Source organism: Streptococcus sp. 2018162 (assembly GCF_019754175.1).
GTDB lineage: Bacteria > Bacillota > Bacilli > Lactobacillales > Streptococcaceae > Streptococcus > Streptococcus hashimotonensis.
Map to the genome: position 1 here is coordinate 450,567 of NZ_JAIJZP010000001.1, position 15,156 is coordinate 465,722.

15 protein-coding genes and 1 tRNA gene are annotated in these 15,156 nt (G+C 41.6%); 15 read left to right on the plus strand and 1 reads right to left on the minus strand.

Annotation, left to right across the window (positions count from 1 at the left end):
• Positions 1–160 precede the first annotated feature (160 nt).
• From K5Q22_RS02155 to K5Q22_RS02185, 7 genes are all read left to right on the plus strand, one after another.
• Positions 161–233 (plus strand) — tRNA-Thr (locus tag K5Q22_RS02155).
• Between the two features lie 569 nt (positions 234–802).
• On the plus strand, positions 803–2,530 hold the full coding sequence (locus tag K5Q22_RS02160) for an ABC transporter ATP-binding protein (RefSeq protein ID WP_205013273.1): 1,728 nt from the start codon (positions 803–805) through the stop codon (positions 2,528–2,530).
• The gene (locus K5Q22_RS02165; protein WP_105157369.1) at positions 2,530–4,269 is read left to right on the plus strand and encodes an ABC transporter ATP-binding protein; all 1,740 of its coding nucleotides are present in this window, start codon (positions 2,530–2,532) and stop codon (positions 4,267–4,269) included. The genes K5Q22_RS02160 and K5Q22_RS02165 overlap by 1 nt, the downstream gene beginning before the upstream one ends.
• Before the next feature lie 53 nt (positions 4,270–4,322).
• Complete coding sequence (locus K5Q22_RS02170; protein ID WP_205013272.1) at positions 4,323–5,018, plus strand: HAD family hydrolase; 696 nt, start codon at positions 4,323–4,325, stop codon at positions 5,016–5,018.
• Positions 5,019–5,183: 165 nt separating this feature from the next.
• Entirely contained in the window at positions 5,184–5,741 is a 558-nt protein-coding gene (locus tag K5Q22_RS02175; protein WP_105123935.1) for a carboxymuconolactone decarboxylase family protein, read from the plus strand.
• A 293-nt stretch (positions 5,742–6,034) separates the two neighbouring features.
• Positions 6,035–6,736, plus strand: a complete 702-nt coding sequence (locus tag K5Q22_RS02180) for an N-acetylmannosamine-6-phosphate 2-epimerase (RefSeq protein WP_205013271.1) — start codon at positions 6,035–6,037, stop codon at positions 6,734–6,736.
• Between the two features lie 27 nt (positions 6,737–6,763).
• Complete coding sequence (locus tag K5Q22_RS02185; protein WP_136646815.1) at positions 6,764–8,272, plus strand: PTS transporter subunit EIIC; 1,509 nt, start codon at positions 6,764–6,766, stop codon at positions 8,270–8,272.
• Between the two features lie 103 nt (positions 8,273–8,375).
• On the opposite strand, the gene K5Q22_RS02190 is transcribed toward K5Q22_RS02185, so the two are convergent.
• Entirely contained in the window at positions 8,376–9,188 is an 813-nt protein-coding gene (locus K5Q22_RS02190) for a MurR/RpiR family transcriptional regulator (RefSeq protein WP_015646589.1), read from the minus strand.
• 99 nt (positions 9,189–9,287) lie between these two features.
• Here K5Q22_RS02190 and ybeY point away from each other — a divergent pair, with 99 nt between their 5' ends.
• From ybeY to secG, 8 genes are all read left to right on the plus strand, one after another.
• The gene (ybeY, locus tag K5Q22_RS02195; protein WP_002935749.1) at positions 9,288–9,785 is read left to right on the plus strand and encodes an rRNA maturation RNase YbeY; all 498 of its coding nucleotides are present in this window, start codon (positions 9,288–9,290) and stop codon (positions 9,783–9,785) included.
• Positions 9,766–10,167: a diacylglycerol kinase family protein gene (locus tag K5Q22_RS02200; protein ID WP_012027339.1), complete on the plus strand. Its 402-nt coding sequence runs from the start codon at positions 9,766–9,768 to the stop codon at positions 10,165–10,167. Before ybeY ends, K5Q22_RS02200 begins: the two co-directional genes overlap by 20 nt.
• Before the next feature lie 16 nt (positions 10,168–10,183).
• On the plus strand, positions 10,184–11,083 hold the full coding sequence (era, locus tag K5Q22_RS02205; RefSeq protein ID WP_002935752.1) for a GTPase Era: 900 nt from the start codon (positions 10,184–10,186) through the stop codon (positions 11,081–11,083).
• A 995-nt stretch (positions 11,084–12,078) separates the two neighbouring features.
• On the plus strand, positions 12,079–12,906 hold the full coding sequence (mutM, locus tag K5Q22_RS02210; protein ID WP_205013270.1) for a DNA-formamidopyrimidine glycosylase: 828 nt from the start codon (positions 12,079–12,081) through the stop codon (positions 12,904–12,906).
• The gene (gene coaE / locus K5Q22_RS02215; protein ID WP_205013269.1) at positions 12,899–13,501 is read left to right on the plus strand and encodes a dephospho-CoA kinase; all 603 of its coding nucleotides are present in this window, start codon (positions 12,899–12,901) and stop codon (positions 13,499–13,501) included. Before mutM ends, coaE begins: the two co-directional genes overlap by 8 nt.
• A complete protein-coding gene (locus K5Q22_RS02220) occupies positions 13,488–14,693 on the plus strand; it encodes a multidrug efflux MFS transporter (RefSeq protein WP_205013268.1) in 1,206 nt (401 codons plus the stop codon). The genes coaE and K5Q22_RS02220 overlap by 14 nt, the downstream gene beginning before the upstream one ends.
• Positions 14,693–14,842: a 50S ribosomal protein L33 gene (gene rpmG, locus K5Q22_RS02225; protein ID WP_012775228.1), complete on the plus strand. Its 150-nt coding sequence runs from the start codon at positions 14,693–14,695 to the stop codon at positions 14,840–14,842. The genes K5Q22_RS02220 and rpmG overlap by 1 nt, the downstream gene beginning before the upstream one ends.
• Positions 14,843–14,888: 46 nt before the next feature.
• Complete coding sequence (secG, locus tag K5Q22_RS02230; protein WP_002935768.1) at positions 14,889–15,122, plus strand: preprotein translocase subunit SecG; 234 nt, start codon at positions 14,889–14,891, stop codon at positions 15,120–15,122.
• Positions 15,123–15,156 lie beyond the last annotated feature (34 nt).

A 15,156-nucleotide genomic window follows, 5' to 3' on the forward strand; every position in this document is an offset into this window, starting at 1 on the left:
CTTTGTGATTTTTATAACAATAGTATAGCATAATTCCTTAAAAGTGTCAGATAATTTTTAGGAACGACTTATTTTCGGATTTATTTTCTCTTTATTTTTTTCCATATTTCCCAAAAATCCATTGACTTTTTTTAGAGATATGATATACTAGTCAAGTACTGCTGGTTTAGCTCAGTCGGTAGAGCGCATCCATGGTAAGGATGAGGTCGCCGGTTCAATCCCGGCAACTAGCATCGAATACTATCAAAAGACCTTGTTTGACAAGGTTTTTTCTTATTTTTGTCCTAAATTCGCCCCAATTGTCAAAAAATCCCTTGACATGAATGTTTATTGTGGTAGAATAGGGCTTAGAAATATGAAAGGAGTAAAACAAATGAACAAGCAACTTGTCATGCAGCAAGCTATTTTTTATCATACACTCCTTTCTAAGCAGGAAAACAGGGCTCATTGATAAACTGATGAAGTTTTTCGTGGGCTATATTTTGAAACATTGAGACAATCAAGCACTGTGGCCATGGTGTGATAAAAATTGTCGACTATGTTCAAGAGCTGGTCTATTTTTGTGGACTTACGCAAGCCTAGGTGGAGTGAAATGCTTCCCTAGGCTTTTTTGTGCGCTTAGAAAGGTAATACTCTTCGAAAATCAAAATTATCCGTTGTCAACTTGCCTTGATGAACTCCAGTTCTATCTTCGGCTTCGTTTCCTAGGCTACTTTTGATTTTCATTGAGTATAACGTCTATCAATTGTTGCTTATTGAATAAAGTGGCAAATGATAGGTTATAGATTTGTAAAGGAGATATATGTTTCAATTAATTTTTGACTACATCAAGCGTCATAAGTGGCTCTATCTATTGGTTGCTGTGACCTTGATTATTTATGACGCCACACTTTTGCTACCAACGCAAATCATACAGCGGATGGTCGATATACTGACCAAGAATGAATTGACTCAGGCCATATTGGTTCAGGAGATGACCTTATTGTTATTGGTAACAGTGCTGAACTATGCAACAGCCTTCATTTGGCATCTGAAATTATTTCAGGCCTCTGTCAATTTCAAGTTTGATATGCAGCAACGTGCCTTTAAAAAATTAGTGACCATGCGGACTCCATTTTATGAAAAATTCCGCTCAGGAGATGTCATGACTCGTTTTTCAACGGATGTGGATGGCCTGATGGAGATGGTGGGTTACGGTCTTATGATTGTCGTCTATGCAGGCGGTATGTTGGCTTTTATCATTCCCACGATGTTCTTTATTGATTGGAAAATTTCGCTAGTAGCTTTACTACCGATGCTGTTCATGACACTATGTATATTTTTTATCGGGAGAAAACAAGATAAGGCGATTGATGCCAATAGGGAAGCTGTAGCCCAGCTCAATAATGAAGTTTTGGAGGTCATCGAAGGCATTCGAGTGACTAGGGCTTATAGTAAAAAAGCAACTCAAAAGGCTCAATTTCAAGCTCGTACCAAGCAATTGGCTCAGGGTGGGGATCGCATCACTTCCTTGCAATCATTGTATAATCCATTAGCCACAGTCTGTTTGGGATTATCTACTATTTTCGTGCTTCTCATGGGGGCACAAGCCGTGAAAGCAGGGCAACTGACCTTGGGACAAGTAATTGCCCTTCAATTGTATGTTGGTTCGCTTTTAGAGCCGTTTTGGACACTAGCAGATTTCATCCTTGTTTATCAGACTGGTAAGACATCTTTCGAAAAACTACAAGAGCTGATTGAGACGGGTGATGATTTGGAGGCTGATGGTTCTAAGGAAATTGCAGAGCTGTCTAGTATTTCCTTCAAAAATTATAGCTTTAGTTATCCACAGGCGGAAAGAGCCAGCCTACAGGACATCAATTGGACACTGAAAGCAGGGCAAACTGTAGGTATCGTTGGGAAGACTGGTTCGGGAAAAACGACCTTGGTTCGCCAATTCTTACGCCAGTATCCGATTGGTCAGGGAAATTTTTTCATCAATCATCAATCTGTTTTAGACTTTAAACGTTCTAGTATAGAGGAAAAAATTGGCTATGTTCCACAAGAACACATTTTGTTTTCAAGGTCTGTTGGAGAAAATATTGCCCTTGGGAAAGTAGCTAGTAGCTCTGAGGAGATTGAACAAGCCATTGCCACAGCAGCTTTTAGTCAAGATTTAAAACGGATGAGTGATGGTCTTGATACCATGATTGGTGAGCGTGGGGTATCTATTTCTGGCGGTCAGAAACAACGGATTTCCATTGCCCGTGCTTTCCTGCGAAAGCCAGATTTGCTAATTCTAGATGATTCTTTGTCGGCAGTGGATGCTCGGACAGAACGCCAGATTATCCAAAATATTCAAAAAGAACGTGCAGGCAAAACCAATGTCATCGTGACCCATCGTCTATCTGCTGTCAACCATGCAGACTGGGTACTAGTCTTGGATGAGGGGCGTATCGTTGAGGAGGGGCGTCCAGCTGATTTGCTTGCCCAAAGAGGTTGGTACTATGAACAATACCAACGACAACAAAGCCAGGAAGGAGGAGAGTAATGACTATTTTAGGTTTTTTATTAAAACAAATCGGTCGTGTTAAGTGGCTATTTATAGTAGCTGTCGGCTTCTATCTATTGGCTTCGACCATGGTTCGATTGGCTCCTCTGCTGATTCAGCAGGCGATTGATGGACCGATTACGGATTTAAGCAAGGGATTGCCCTTTGATGAAGCTGTTTTCTTAAACCAGTCAGCTCAATACATGGGAATGATTATTCTAGGAGCTATTGGCTTCTACCTATCTATGCGTTTACTCATGCATTGCGCCAATCGTATTGCTGAAAATCTGCGTAATCAAGCCTACGATGTTATGCAACGGTTGCCTATTTCTTATTTTGATGATAAGCCTGCTGGAAAAATTGCAACTAGAATTGTCAATGATACAGAAACCCTGCGGACACAATTTTATGGGACCTTAGTTAATGCCTTTAACAATATTGTTCGTTTGCTCTTTACATACGGTGTCCTATTTTACATGAATAGGAGTCTCGGTTGGCTGATGTTACTCTTAATACCACTCTATATCGGCATTCAATTTGCTTACAAGAAAATGACAGACAAGCCAATGAAGGATTTTTATGATGCAAGGAGTGACGTCAATACGCAGGTGAATGAGACCATGAATGGTGCAAGTTTGATTCAACTTTTTGGACAAGAAGAGCGCATCATGAGAGAATTTGAAGTGACTGCTGACAAGATGCGTCGGGCAGATAATAAGATTATCTGGGCCCAGTCTCTTGCCACGTGGAATCTGAGTGGTTTTCTGCAAAATTTAGTCATTGCTGCGATTTTAACAGTAGTCGGCTATCAGTTTCTCGCGGGACAGGATGGAGTCACAGCTGGGAAACTCTTTGTTTATGTTAACTATATCGAAGGAGTCTTCATTGCTTTGGGAGCGCTGGTTCAACAGTTCCCAAATATGCTTCGCTCTTTTGAAACAGGTAAGCGTCTAATGGCCCTTCTAGAAGAAGAGGTGGAGGACGACTGTGATCGTATTTTGGAAGTTGAACAAGGGCAAGTCGTATTTGAACATGTGAACTTTAGCTATGAAGAAAACAGACCAGTTTTGAAAGATATTACCATTCGGGCAGAAAAAGGGGAAACAGTTGCTTTGGTTGGGCATACTGGGTCTGGTAAGTCTTCTATTATGAACCTCCTCTATCGTTTCTATGATCCACAGGAGGGACGTGTACTGATTGATGGGAAAAACATCCGTGATTATTCCCGTGAAAGCCTGCGCAGTCACATGGGGATTGTTTTGCAAGATCCCTATCTCTTTACAGGGACGATTGCCAGCAATGTTTCCATGAATGAAGAGGAAGCAGATAGAACAAGAATCCTGCAGGCGCTAGAAAAAGTTGGTGCAGGGCCTATGCTATCTCGCTTAGAGAAAGGGATTGATGAACCGGTTGTTGAGAAGGGGGCGGCCTTTTCAAGTGGGGAACGTCAGTTGATTGCCTTTGCGCGGACACTCTACTCTGATCCTAAAATTCTGATATTGGATGAAGCAACTTCTCATATTGATACGGAGACGGAAGAAATTATCCAACATGCTATGGAAGTGGTGAAAGAAGGTCGGACAACCTTTATTATTGCTCACCGACTTTCTACCATTCAAAATGCAGACCAGATTCTTGTCTTAGATCAAGGTCGAATTATTGAACATGGGAAACATGAAGAATTGGTTGCACGTGGTGGAGTATATGCTCAAATGCATGAGATTCAAGCAAAGGTGTAATAAGCAGTTAAAAATTCCAAGCTTTGGCTGGAATTTTTTGCTATAATTGACTCATGAAAGCCTTAATTTTTGATGTAGATGATACGCTTTATGATCAGATTCAACCGTTTGAACGTGCTTTGGAAAGACATATTGAAGTAGCAAGGGAGCAAATTGAACCACTCTACCTTTCCTTTCGCAGATATGCGGATGAAGTATTTGAAGCGACAGCAATTGGAAAGATGAGTCTGAAAGACAGTCATATTTATCGGATGAAACATGCTTTGGCAGATTTTGGGTATCAGGTGTCTGATGCAACAGCCTTAGCTATTCAAATAGATTATGATTATTTTCAAGGGCAGATAGAGCTCAATCCAGTGTTTCCAGAAATATTTTCGTGGTGTCAGGCGCAAGGAATTGCAATGGGGATTATTACGAATGGACCTTATAGACATCAGTTGAGAAAGATACGCACGATGGGGTTAGTTAATTGGTTTGAGCTAGAACATGTCCTTATTTCTGGACAAGTTGGTATCACAAAGCCAAATCCTGCTATTTTTCAACTAATGGAAGAACGTTTGGGGATGTCAGGCGAAGATATTTGTTATCTAGGGGATTCGTTTGAAAATGATGTGGTAGGAGCGAAAGCTGCGAATTGGAAGGCAATTTGGTTTAATCATAGAAAGAGAGTAGAGCCAATAGCTCCGTATCAAGCAGATAAAGTGGTGACAGCTTGGGATGAACTGGTCGAAGTTATCCAGTCTTTCTAGTGGTTTCTGCAAGGGATTATCAATTTTTTATAGGTGTGATAGATAAAATATATTAGCAGCATACCTGTCTTTATGATAGTATAAAATGTAAGCATAGAAGTATAGGTGTGAATCCAAGCAGATTTTTATTCCTACTCTATGAAATTTTTTGAAATGGAGTTGCCTATGACACAAGCTTTCTTTCCTATCCATACTCTAGAGACTGTTAGTCCAGAATTACGAGAAAACCTTGCGACTGTCAAGAAAAATAATGGCGGTTATATTCCTAATCTCATCGGTCTTTTAGCCAATTCTCCTACAGCCCTAGAAACCTACCAAACTGTCAGTGGTATCAATCGCCGTAGTAGTCTGAATCCGACCGAGCGTGAAGTGGTACAAATTACAGCTGCCCTTGCCAATGGCTGTGGATTTTGCGTGGCAGGTCATACGGCTATTTCTATCAAGCAGGTTAAGATGCCAGATGTTATTCTACAAGCTCTACGCCAGGGAACTCCCATCGAAACGGATGCAAAATTAGATGTTCTCGCTCGATTTACTCTGGCTGTTATTCATGAAAAAGGTAAGGTTGGACAGCCCTTGCTAGAGGAATTTTTCCAAGAGGGCTACACGGCTGAAAATGCCTTGGATGTGGTGTTAGGAGTCAGTCTTGCAACTCTTTGTAATTATGCCAACAATCTCATCAATACTCCTATCAATCCAGAATTACAGGCCTATGCTCTGTAGGAGTTCCAGTAAAATATGTATCAAAAACTAGTTAGGACGTTTACGTTATCCTAACTAGTTTTTTTGAATTAACCAAGTATGATTTTCCTAATATACATTTGAGATGGCCTTTGTTTTCTAAAACTAGTTTTAGAAGAGGTATAAAATGTTGAAACTAGTTTTAAAAGAAGACTATTTTCTTTCAAAATAGAAATTAGATTTTAAATGAGGAACTGGGATTGAAAAAAAGTTAATGTGCTATATAATAATATTGTAAGCGCTATCCAGAATTCAAGAATAGAAAGGAGAAATTAATGGGCAAGATCGGTAAAGAAGCTCTAAAAGAACAGATAAAAGATGGAATTATCATTTCCTGTCAGGCTTTGCCAGGCGAACCTCTGTATAGGGAAGAAGGCGGTATTATGCCTTTACTAGTCAAGGCTGCCCAAGAAGCAGGGGCAGTCGGTATTCGGGCCAATAGTGTACGAGATATTAAGGAGATAAAAGAAGTAACTACTTTGCCAATTATCGGAATTATCAAGCGAGACTATCCTCCACAAGAGCCCTTTATTACGGCTACGATGCGAGAAGTAGACGAGTTAGCAGCTCTAGATATTGAGGTCATTGCTCTTGATTGTACCAAGCGTGAGCGTTATGACGGACTCGATGTTGTTGATTTCATTAAACAAATCAAGGAAAAATACCCCGAACAACTTTTTATGGCAGATATTTCAACCTTTGAGGAAGGCTTAACTGCTTATGAAGCAGGCATCGATTTTGTTGGGACAACACTTTCGGGGTATACATCCTATAGTAGGCAGGAGGAGGGACCGGATATTGAATTGGTTGACCGCTTGTGCCGAGCAGGTATCGATGTGATAGCGGAAGGAAAAATACACTATCCTGACCAAGTAAAAATTATTCATGATTTAGGTGTGGCAGGAATTGTTGTAGGCGGTGCAATTACACGTCCAAAGGAAATCGCAGAGCGGTTTATTAGTGCTTTACATAAATAATAAATAGGTTATAGAAAGGAATGGAGTATGAATTTTAAGAAGTTTTCTCAGCTAGGGCAGGCCTTTATGCTGCCGATTTCAATTTTGCCTGTGGCTGGTCTCTTACTGGGAATTGGAGGCGCCTTATCAAATAGTAATGCTGTAGCACAATTTCCTGTATTGGATCAAGCGTGGTTGCAAGCTGTATTCACTATCATGAGTACGGCAGGTAGTGCGGTATTTGCGAATTTAGCGTTGATTTTTGCAATTGGTGTTGCTGTAGGTTTGGCAGATGCTGATAAGGGGACTGCTGGCCTATCTGCTGGGGTTGCATACTTGGTTTATACGGCTACTATTAGTGGATTTTTAACTCTTTTTGCAGATAAGGGAGCAAGCATTGATACTGGAGTTTTGGGCGCTTTAGCGATTGGTATCACTGTTGCAACTTTACACAATAAATACCGAAAAATTGAATTACCAGCCTTTCTTGGTTTCTTCGGAGGCTCTCGCTTTATTCCAATTATTTCATCATTTGCAGCAATTGCGATTGGCTCCATTTTTTATATAATTTGGCCACCGATTCAGAATTTGTTAGTTGATTTTGGTAAGGCAATAGCAGAGATGGGAAGTTTTGGAACCTTCTTATATGGTTTTGGATTACGTTTGACAGGTGCGTTTGGCTTGCACCATACCATCTATCCAATGTTTTGGTATACTTCATTAGGTGGAAGTGAAGTGGTAGCAGGTGAGACAATCCAAGGTGCGCAAAATATTTTCTTTGCTCAATTAGCAGATGCGAACCATACAGGCTTATTTACTTATGGAACTCGATTTTTTGCTGGTCGATTTGCAACGATGATTTTTGGTCTACCAGCATCTTGTTTGGCCATGTATCACGCAATTCCTAAGGAAAATCGTAAGAAGGTTGGTAGTTTTTATTCAAGTAGTGCATTAACTTCCTTATTGACAGGAATTACTGAGCCAATCGAGTTTTCTTTCTTGTTTGTTGCTCCATGGCTATATGTTGTTCACGCATTTTTAGATGGACTATCATTCTTAGTTGCGGATCTCCTGCAAATTCGTATTGGGAACTCATTTTCTGGTGGGCTTATTGATTACTTGATTTTTGGTGTTTTCCAAGGAAATGACAAAACCAATTGGATTTACGTGATTCCTGTTGGCTTGCTTTGGGCAGCAGTTTATTATCTAGTTTTCAAATTTTTAGTAACCAAATTTCACGTGCTAGTTCCTGGTATGGAAAGCAGTGATCAAGCATCACATTCTGAAAAAGTTTTATCAAACGGTTCTAGTCTTCGTGATAATGCAATTGCTATCATCGATGCTCTTGGTGGAGCAGATAATATTGAGCATGTGACTGCCTGTGCGACTCGATTAAGAGTATCGCTCAGAAATAGTGGTCTTGTGGATAAGGGAGTTATTCAGTCGATAGGTGCAACGGCTGTTTTGGATGTAAAAGGAGGAATACAGGCTATTTTCGGAGGTAAGGCTATTCTGTATAGCCAAGAAATCAATCAAATTCTTGGTCTTGAAGAATAGAGTTAGATTTAAGCGAATTAAAAGCATTCAAACTGTACCTATCGGGTATTTTTGAATGCTTTTTGTCTTATTAAGAGTGTTGTGAAATAGAAAGATGGATAAATTATTCTCTAATAGTTTGCTTGAAAATATTCTCTTTTTTCTCCTTGTCAATAGCCAAAAAATAGGCGTAGATAATATCTAGCATGATGAGCAGGGGAATTTGGGGTGAGATACGATTGCCGTAATTGAGGTGGCGAACAGAGGCGACTGGAATGATTTGGTCAAAAGTCGGATGGGGAAAACTCTTGGTTGTTAACAGGGCGGTAGGAATCCCCTTTTGAGCAGCCAGGTGGAGATGCTCCATGACCTCTTCTGTCTGACCAGACAGAGAAAGACCGATGACCAGGCAACTAGGGTCTAAAATAGTAGTTGTCCAAATAAGATTATTTTTATCAGTAATTGCATCGCAGACTACACCCAGTCGCATAAAGCGGGATTTGATTTCCATTGCAACCAAACCAGAACTGCCGATTCCGTAAAAATAGACACGCTTGCTACTGTCAATCAGTTTGGCAATCTCTTCCAATTTTTCTTCATCTACTAGTTTATTGGTAGCAGTTAGGATTTCCTCATAGTCTACCAAGACTTTTTTTGTTAGGCTCCGCTGTAATTTTTCAAAATGTTTATCCAAGTATTGTTGGTTATTCTGAAAGGCAAAGACAAATTCTCGATAACCGGAAAATCCACATTTTTTGGCAAAACGGGTAAGAGCAGATGGAGAAATGTGGAGTTGCTGTATAGTGTTTTCTTGGCTAAGATTGGCGCTAGATGGATCTAACTGAGTAAAATAACTAGCAATCTGCTTTTCAAGTCTAGTCATCTGATCCAGATGAGACTCAATGATGGCAGTGATGTGTTTCGGTGTTTGTAACATTTTCCATTCCTCTGATAGCTTCTGAGGACATTATACCACTAAAACCCCCTCATTGATAGGTTTTATGATATAATGGAAACGTAAAAGGAATGTAAGATTATGTATATTGAAATGATTGATGAAACAGGGCAGGTTTCTGCTCAAATGCAGGAGCAGATTACGGAATTGCTCCAGTTTGCTGCCGAAAAAATTGGCAAGCAGAATAAGGAAATGGCTGTGACCTTTGTGGACAATAAGCGTGTCCATGAGGTTAACTTGGAGTACCGAGGAATTGACCGTCCTACAGACGTTGTCAGCCTAGAATATAAGCCAGAGTCAGAGATTGTTTTTGATGAGGAAGACTTACTGGACAATCCTGAATTGGCTGAAATGATGGAAGATTTCGATGCCTATATTGGTGAATTGTATATTTCTATCGATAAGGCGCGTGAGCAAGCTGAAGATTACGGACATAGCTACGAGCGCGAAATGGGCTTTTTAGCTGTACACGGTTTTCTGCATATCAATGGCTATGATCATTATACGCCAGAAGAAGAGGCAGAAATGTTTGGTTTACAAGAAGAAATTTTGACGGCCTATGGACTTACAAGAGAATAATTCAAAAAATCGCTGGAAAAACCGGGAATTGATTGCAAGTCTAGAATTTGCAGTAACGGGTTTGTTGACGGCTTTCAAGGAAGAACGCAATATGAAGAAGCACCTTGCTTCTGCTGTCCTTGTTGTGCTTGCGGGACTTATTTTCCAAGTATCTGTGACAGAATGGCTCTTCCTCTTGCTTAGCATTAGTCTGGTTATCGCTTTTGAAATTGTGAATTCGGCTATTGAGAATGTGGTGGATTTGGCGTCAGACTATCATTTTTCTATGTTGGCAAAGAATGCAAAAGATATGGCAGCAGGGGCAGTCTTGTTTGTGTCAGGATTTGCCTTGTTGACAGGATTGATTATCTTTGTGCCGAAAATTTGGGACTTTATTTTTTAGAATATAAGGAGAATACATGACATTTAAGTCAGGTTTTGTGGCGATTTTAGGTCGTCCAAACGTTGGGAAATCAACCTTTCTCAACTATGTAATGGGGCAAAAAATTGCCATCATGAGCGATAAGGCTCAAACAACCCGTAACAAGATTATGGGGATTTATACAACAGAAGAAGAGCAGATTGTCTTCATTGACACACCAGGAATCCACAAGCCTAAGACGGCCTTGGGTGACTTTATGGTGGAATCTGCCTATAGCACCCTTCGTGAAGTGGACACGGTCCTCTTTATGGTGCCAGCCGATGAAAAACGAGGCAAGGGTGACGACATGATTATGGAACGCCTTAAACAGGCCAAGGTTCCAGTCATTTTAGTGGTTAACAAGATTGACAAGGTTCATCCAGACCAGCTTTTGGAACAGATTGATGATTTCCGTCAACAGATGGACTTCAAGGAAATTGTGCCAATTTCTGCAACCCAAGGGAACAATGTTAATCGTCTCATGGAAATTCTCAAGGAAAATCTGGATGAAGGTTTCCAGTATTTCCCAGCGGATCAAATCACTGACCACCCAGAACGTTTCTTGGTATCTGAGATGATTCGGGAGAAGGTTCTACACCTGACTCGTGAGGAAATTCCGCACTCTGTTGCCGTTGTCATCGAGTCCATGAAACGTGATGAATTTACCGACAAGGTCCATATCCGAGCGACGATTATGGTTGAGCGTGATAGTCAGAAAGGCATCATCATCGGCAAGCAAGGAGCTATGCTCAAGAAAATTGGCTCTATGGCCCGTCGTGATATTGAATTGATGTTGGGCGACAAAGTCTTCCTCGAAACCTGGGTCAAAGTCAAGAAAAACTGGCGAGACAAAAAACTCGACCTCGCCGACTTTGGCTATAATGAGAAAGAGTATTAAAAACGTCCGGGGGACGTTTTTTACCCGAGCTTGAAAACTAGAGAGCGAGGAAGGTTCGGGGGGGAGTGAAACAGTCTGGGAATAGACTGTTTCAGCAGGTCACATAGGAATGTGAAAGTGACCATTTGAAAACCCGAGCCTAGAAATTGGAAGGCGAGGTAGCCTGGGGATAGGCTATCTAAGTCAATCACTTAGAAATAGTTAGCAGAAAAGCCGAAAGGCTTTTACTGCGTTATGGAGAAATCTTTTTAGTAAACAAGAAAGGAAAGCCGGATAGGTGCTGGAATTGAACACGCCTAGGCCTCTTTGAGAAAAGCCAACCGTGACCTAGGTGCCGAAGCACCGTCGGTCAGGTTTCTATTTGCTTTGTAATTTTGTTAGAAAGGACGAGTGTTAGCGTACTTGAAAAGGTAGTTTGTTGCACTATTTAAGGCTAGTGTCAACATCTCAGCACAGTGGTTGATTGGCAGATTTGTTCGTGTTCCACACTCCAAATCTGACCTATACTAAGGAAGCGAACCCTGTTCGCACTATTTCCAACCTCCAAAGGTTCCCCAAACCTTTGGAGCTGTGTGGGGGTGGGAGTAAAATAGTCCAGTGGACTATTTTAGCCCGAACTTAGATTTATGGATGTGAGGTAAACTCTTCTAGGATTGTTCGAGTTCTTTCCCTCTCCCAAATAGATAGAGCTCCTTGTGTGCAAGTCACACAGCGTCGCTCTCCTTTTATCTTGTTATCATTATTTAGAAAGGAAAGCCGGATAGGTGCTGGAATTGAACACGCCTAGGCCTCTTTGAAAATCACAACCATGACCTAGGTGTCGAAGCACCGTCGATCAGGTTTCTATTTGCTCTGTAATTTTATTAGGAAGGACGAGTGTTAGCGTACTTGAACCCGAGCTAAAAGCTCGGAAAATAGATAGAGCTCCTTGTGTGCAAGTCACACAGCGTCGCTCTCCTAATTTTCAGTCGCTTTTTACGCTCTTGGTATCGTAAATGCCCGAATTGCCTGAGGTTGAGACGGTTCGTCGTGGTTTGAATCGGTTGGTTAGGGGAAAGGTCATCGAAAAGGTCGAGGTGACCTATGCTCCTATGATTAAGACTGGTGTGGATACGTTCTGTCAGGACTTGATTGGTCAGGAGATTTTAGATGTGGACCGTCGTGGCAAGTATCTCTTGATTTACTTGACGGATCATGTCCTCATTTCCCACTTGCGGATGGAAGGTAAGTACAATTTCTTTCCTGAGCAGGTGCCTGCCAACAAACATTTCCATGCCTTTTTTACTTTCACGGACGGCTCGACCTTGGTTTATCAGGATGTCCGCAAGTTTGGTACAATGGAACTGCTGGGCAAGGCGGATGTGGATGCTTATTTTATCGGTCGAAAAATTGGTCCTGAGCCGACGGAGGAAGATTTTGACTTAGAAGAATTTGCCAAAAAGTTAGCTAAGTCGAAAAAGCCTATTAAGTCGCATCTTTTGGACCAGTCTTTGGTGGCTGGTTTGGGCAATATCTATGTAGATGAGGTTCTGTTTAGAGCACAAGTCCATCCTGCTCAAGCAAGTAATCAGCTATCGGCTGAGCAGGTGGCAGACCTCCGTCAAGCCACCATAGAAGTTCTGCAACTGGGTATCGAAAAAGGAGGTTCAACCATTCGGACCTACAAAAATGCCTTGGGCATGGACGGGACCATGCAGGATTATTTACAAGTTTATGGAAAGACAGGACAGGCCTGTCCCCGTTGCCAGACAGAGATTGTCAAAATCCAGCTGGGCGGCCGTGGGACACATTTCTGTCCTCAGTGTCAGGTGAAACATGGCTAAAATTATTGGTTTAACAGGCGGTATCGCTTCAGGAAAATCAACGGTTACAGCTTTTTTGCGAGAACAGGGCTATCCAGTCATCGATGCGGATGCGGTCGTGCATGAGTTGCAGGCTAAAGGCGGTAAACTCTACCAGGTTTTGCTTGCCGAGTTTGGGGAAGCTATCCTGTCAGCTGATGGCAGTCTAGATAGGGCTAAGCTGGGACAGGCTGTCTTTGTGGATAGCAATCTGCGGGCTCGTTTATCTGTCTTGCAGGACAAGATTATCAGGCAGGAGCTGTTAGACAGAAGGGATGCTCTCAAGCAGACTGAAGATGTAATTTTCATGGATATTCCTTTGCTTTACGAGGCTGATTATAGCGGGGAAGTAAATGAAGTCTGGCTAGTTTATGTCGATAGAGCGCAGCAGTTGGAACGGCTTATGAAACGCAATGGCTTAGCTGTTCAAGATGCAGAAAATCGTCTGGCTGCTCAGCTTTCTTTAGAGGAAAAACGGTCGCAAGCCCAGGTGGTGATTGACAATAGCGGAGCGGTTGAGGCGACCTTAGCACAGGTTGCGCAACTTTTGGAGGAATTAAAGGATGGACGACGGTAGTAGTTATTGGAAGCAGAATTTGAAGGTGGCTTGGTTGGGAAATTTCCTAACAGGGACGAGTTTTACCTTGGTTATGCCTTTTATCTCGGTTTTTGTGGAAGAGTTGGGGGTGGGCCCTGGACAGGTAGAATATTATGCGGGACTTGCGGTATCTGTTAATGCCCTTGCGGCAGCCTTGATGGCACCTATTTGGGGGAGTTTGGCGGACCGTTACGGTCGCAAGCCCATGATGGTGCGAGCTGCTTTTGCGATGATTTTTACTATGGGTGGTATGGCCTTTGTACCAAATGTTTTTTGGTTGCTTGCCTTACGTGTCCTAAATGGGGTATTTACAGGGTACATTCCCAATGCGACTGCCTTAATTGCCAGTCAGGTTCCAAAGGATAAGACGGGGTATGCTCTGGGGACCTTATCAACAGGTGCGGTAGCGGGTAATTTGATTGGTCCGACCCTGGGTGGTATCTTAGCAGAGATGTTTGGCGTACATACGGTATTTTTGCTGGTGGGACTTCTTTATGCTATCGTTGTGTTACTGACCGTTTTCTATATTCGAGAGGATTTTGTTCCAATCAAAAAAGGCGAAGAAATGTCGGTTAAAGAGGTATTTGAGCAGGTGAAAGATCGGCAGATGCTGGTTGGGCTTTTTGTGACTTCTATGATTATTATTGCAGCTGCTCAGGCTGTTGTTCCTATATTGACCCTCTACGTGCGGCATTTGGGACAGACAGATAATCTGTTATTTGTTGCTGGTTTTATCATTTCCTTGCCTGGTATGGCATCGCTAGTGACATCAGGTTATTTAGGGAAAATTGGTGATCGTATTGGCAATCATCGACTTCTATTGATTGCTTTGACTTACAGTCTGTCGATTAATGTTTTCTGTGTTTTTGCAGAAAATCCTTTCCAGCTTGGTTTGTTGCGATTCATGTATGGTTTTGGGACAGGAGCATTGTTGCCTTCGGTCAATTCTCTTTTGACCAAGTTGACCCCAAAAGAAGGGATTTCAAGGATATTTTCCTACAACCAACTCTTTAATAATCTAGGTTCTGTTGTTGGTCCCATGATGGGGTCTGCGGTGGCTGCTCACATGGGTTATGACTGGGTTTTCTATCTGTCGAGCGGACTTGTCCTCTTTAACCTTATCTGGTCTTTGACCAATTTTAGAAACTATTTGAAAGTAAGGGATGTTTAGTGAGAGTTAAAATCAATTTACAATGTTCAGAATGTGGTAGTAAGAACTACTTGACTAGCAAAAACGCCAAGACTCATCCAGATAAGATTGAAGTCCTTAAATACTGCCCAAAAGAGAGAAAAGTAACCCTCCACCTTGAAACTAAGTAGGTTTTATGGTATAATGTCATAAGTTATTGTAGAAAGTGAAAAAAATATGTATCAAGCATTATTAGCAATTCTGTTGATTTTATCTGTTATTTTGATTGTAGTGATTTTTATTCAACCGGCTAAAAACCAGTCTAGCAACGTCTTTGACTCTTCTAGTGGAGCCTTATTTGAACGTACAAAGGCCCGTGGTTTTGAAGCGGTGATGCAACGCATTACAGCTATTCTTGTTTTTCTTTGGATGCTGGATGCGCTGGCACTTGTTATCATTTCAAGTAAGTAGATAAATCAGACTGGGACTTGTTCTTGGTCTATTT

Coding starts and splice junctions, on each gene's coding strand:
- K5Q22_RS02160 (WP_205013273.1), top strand. CDS start 803: ATGTTTCAATTAATTTTTGACTACATCAAGCGTCATAAGTGGCTCTAT.
- K5Q22_RS02165 (WP_105157369.1), top strand. CDS start 2,530: ATGACTATTTTAGGTTTTTTATTAAAACAAATCGGTCGTGTTAAGTGG.
- K5Q22_RS02170 (WP_205013272.1), top strand. CDS start 4,323: ATGAAAGCCTTAATTTTTGATGTAGATGATACGCTTTATGATCAGATT.
- K5Q22_RS02175 (WP_105123935.1), top strand. CDS start 5,184: ATGACACAAGCTTTCTTTCCTATCCATACTCTAGAGACTGTTAGTCCA.
- K5Q22_RS02180 (WP_205013271.1), top strand. CDS start 6,035: ATGGGCAAGATCGGTAAAGAAGCTCTAAAAGAACAGATAAAAGATGGA.
- K5Q22_RS02185 (WP_136646815.1), top strand. CDS start 6,764: ATGAATTTTAAGAAGTTTTCTCAGCTAGGGCAGGCCTTTATGCTGCCG.
- K5Q22_RS02190 (WP_015646589.1), bottom strand. CDS start 9,188: ATGTTACAAACACCGAAACACATCACTGCCATCATTGAGTCTCATCTG.
- ybeY (WP_002935749.1), top strand. CDS start 9,288: ATGTATATTGAAATGATTGATGAAACAGGGCAGGTTTCTGCTCAAATG.
- K5Q22_RS02200 (WP_012027339.1), top strand. CDS start 9,766: ATGGACTTACAAGAGAATAATTCAAAAAATCGCTGGAAAAACCGGGAA.
- era (WP_002935752.1), top strand. CDS start 10,184: ATGACATTTAAGTCAGGTTTTGTGGCGATTTTAGGTCGTCCAAACGTT.
- mutM (WP_205013270.1), top strand. CDS start 12,079: ATGCCCGAATTGCCTGAGGTTGAGACGGTTCGTCGTGGTTTGAATCGG.
- coaE (WP_205013269.1), top strand. CDS start 12,899: ATGGCTAAAATTATTGGTTTAACAGGCGGTATCGCTTCAGGAAAATCA.
- K5Q22_RS02220 (WP_205013268.1), top strand. CDS start 13,488: ATGGACGACGGTAGTAGTTATTGGAAGCAGAATTTGAAGGTGGCTTGG.
- secG (WP_002935768.1), top strand. CDS start 14,889: ATGTATCAAGCATTATTAGCAATTCTGTTGATTTTATCTGTTATTTTG.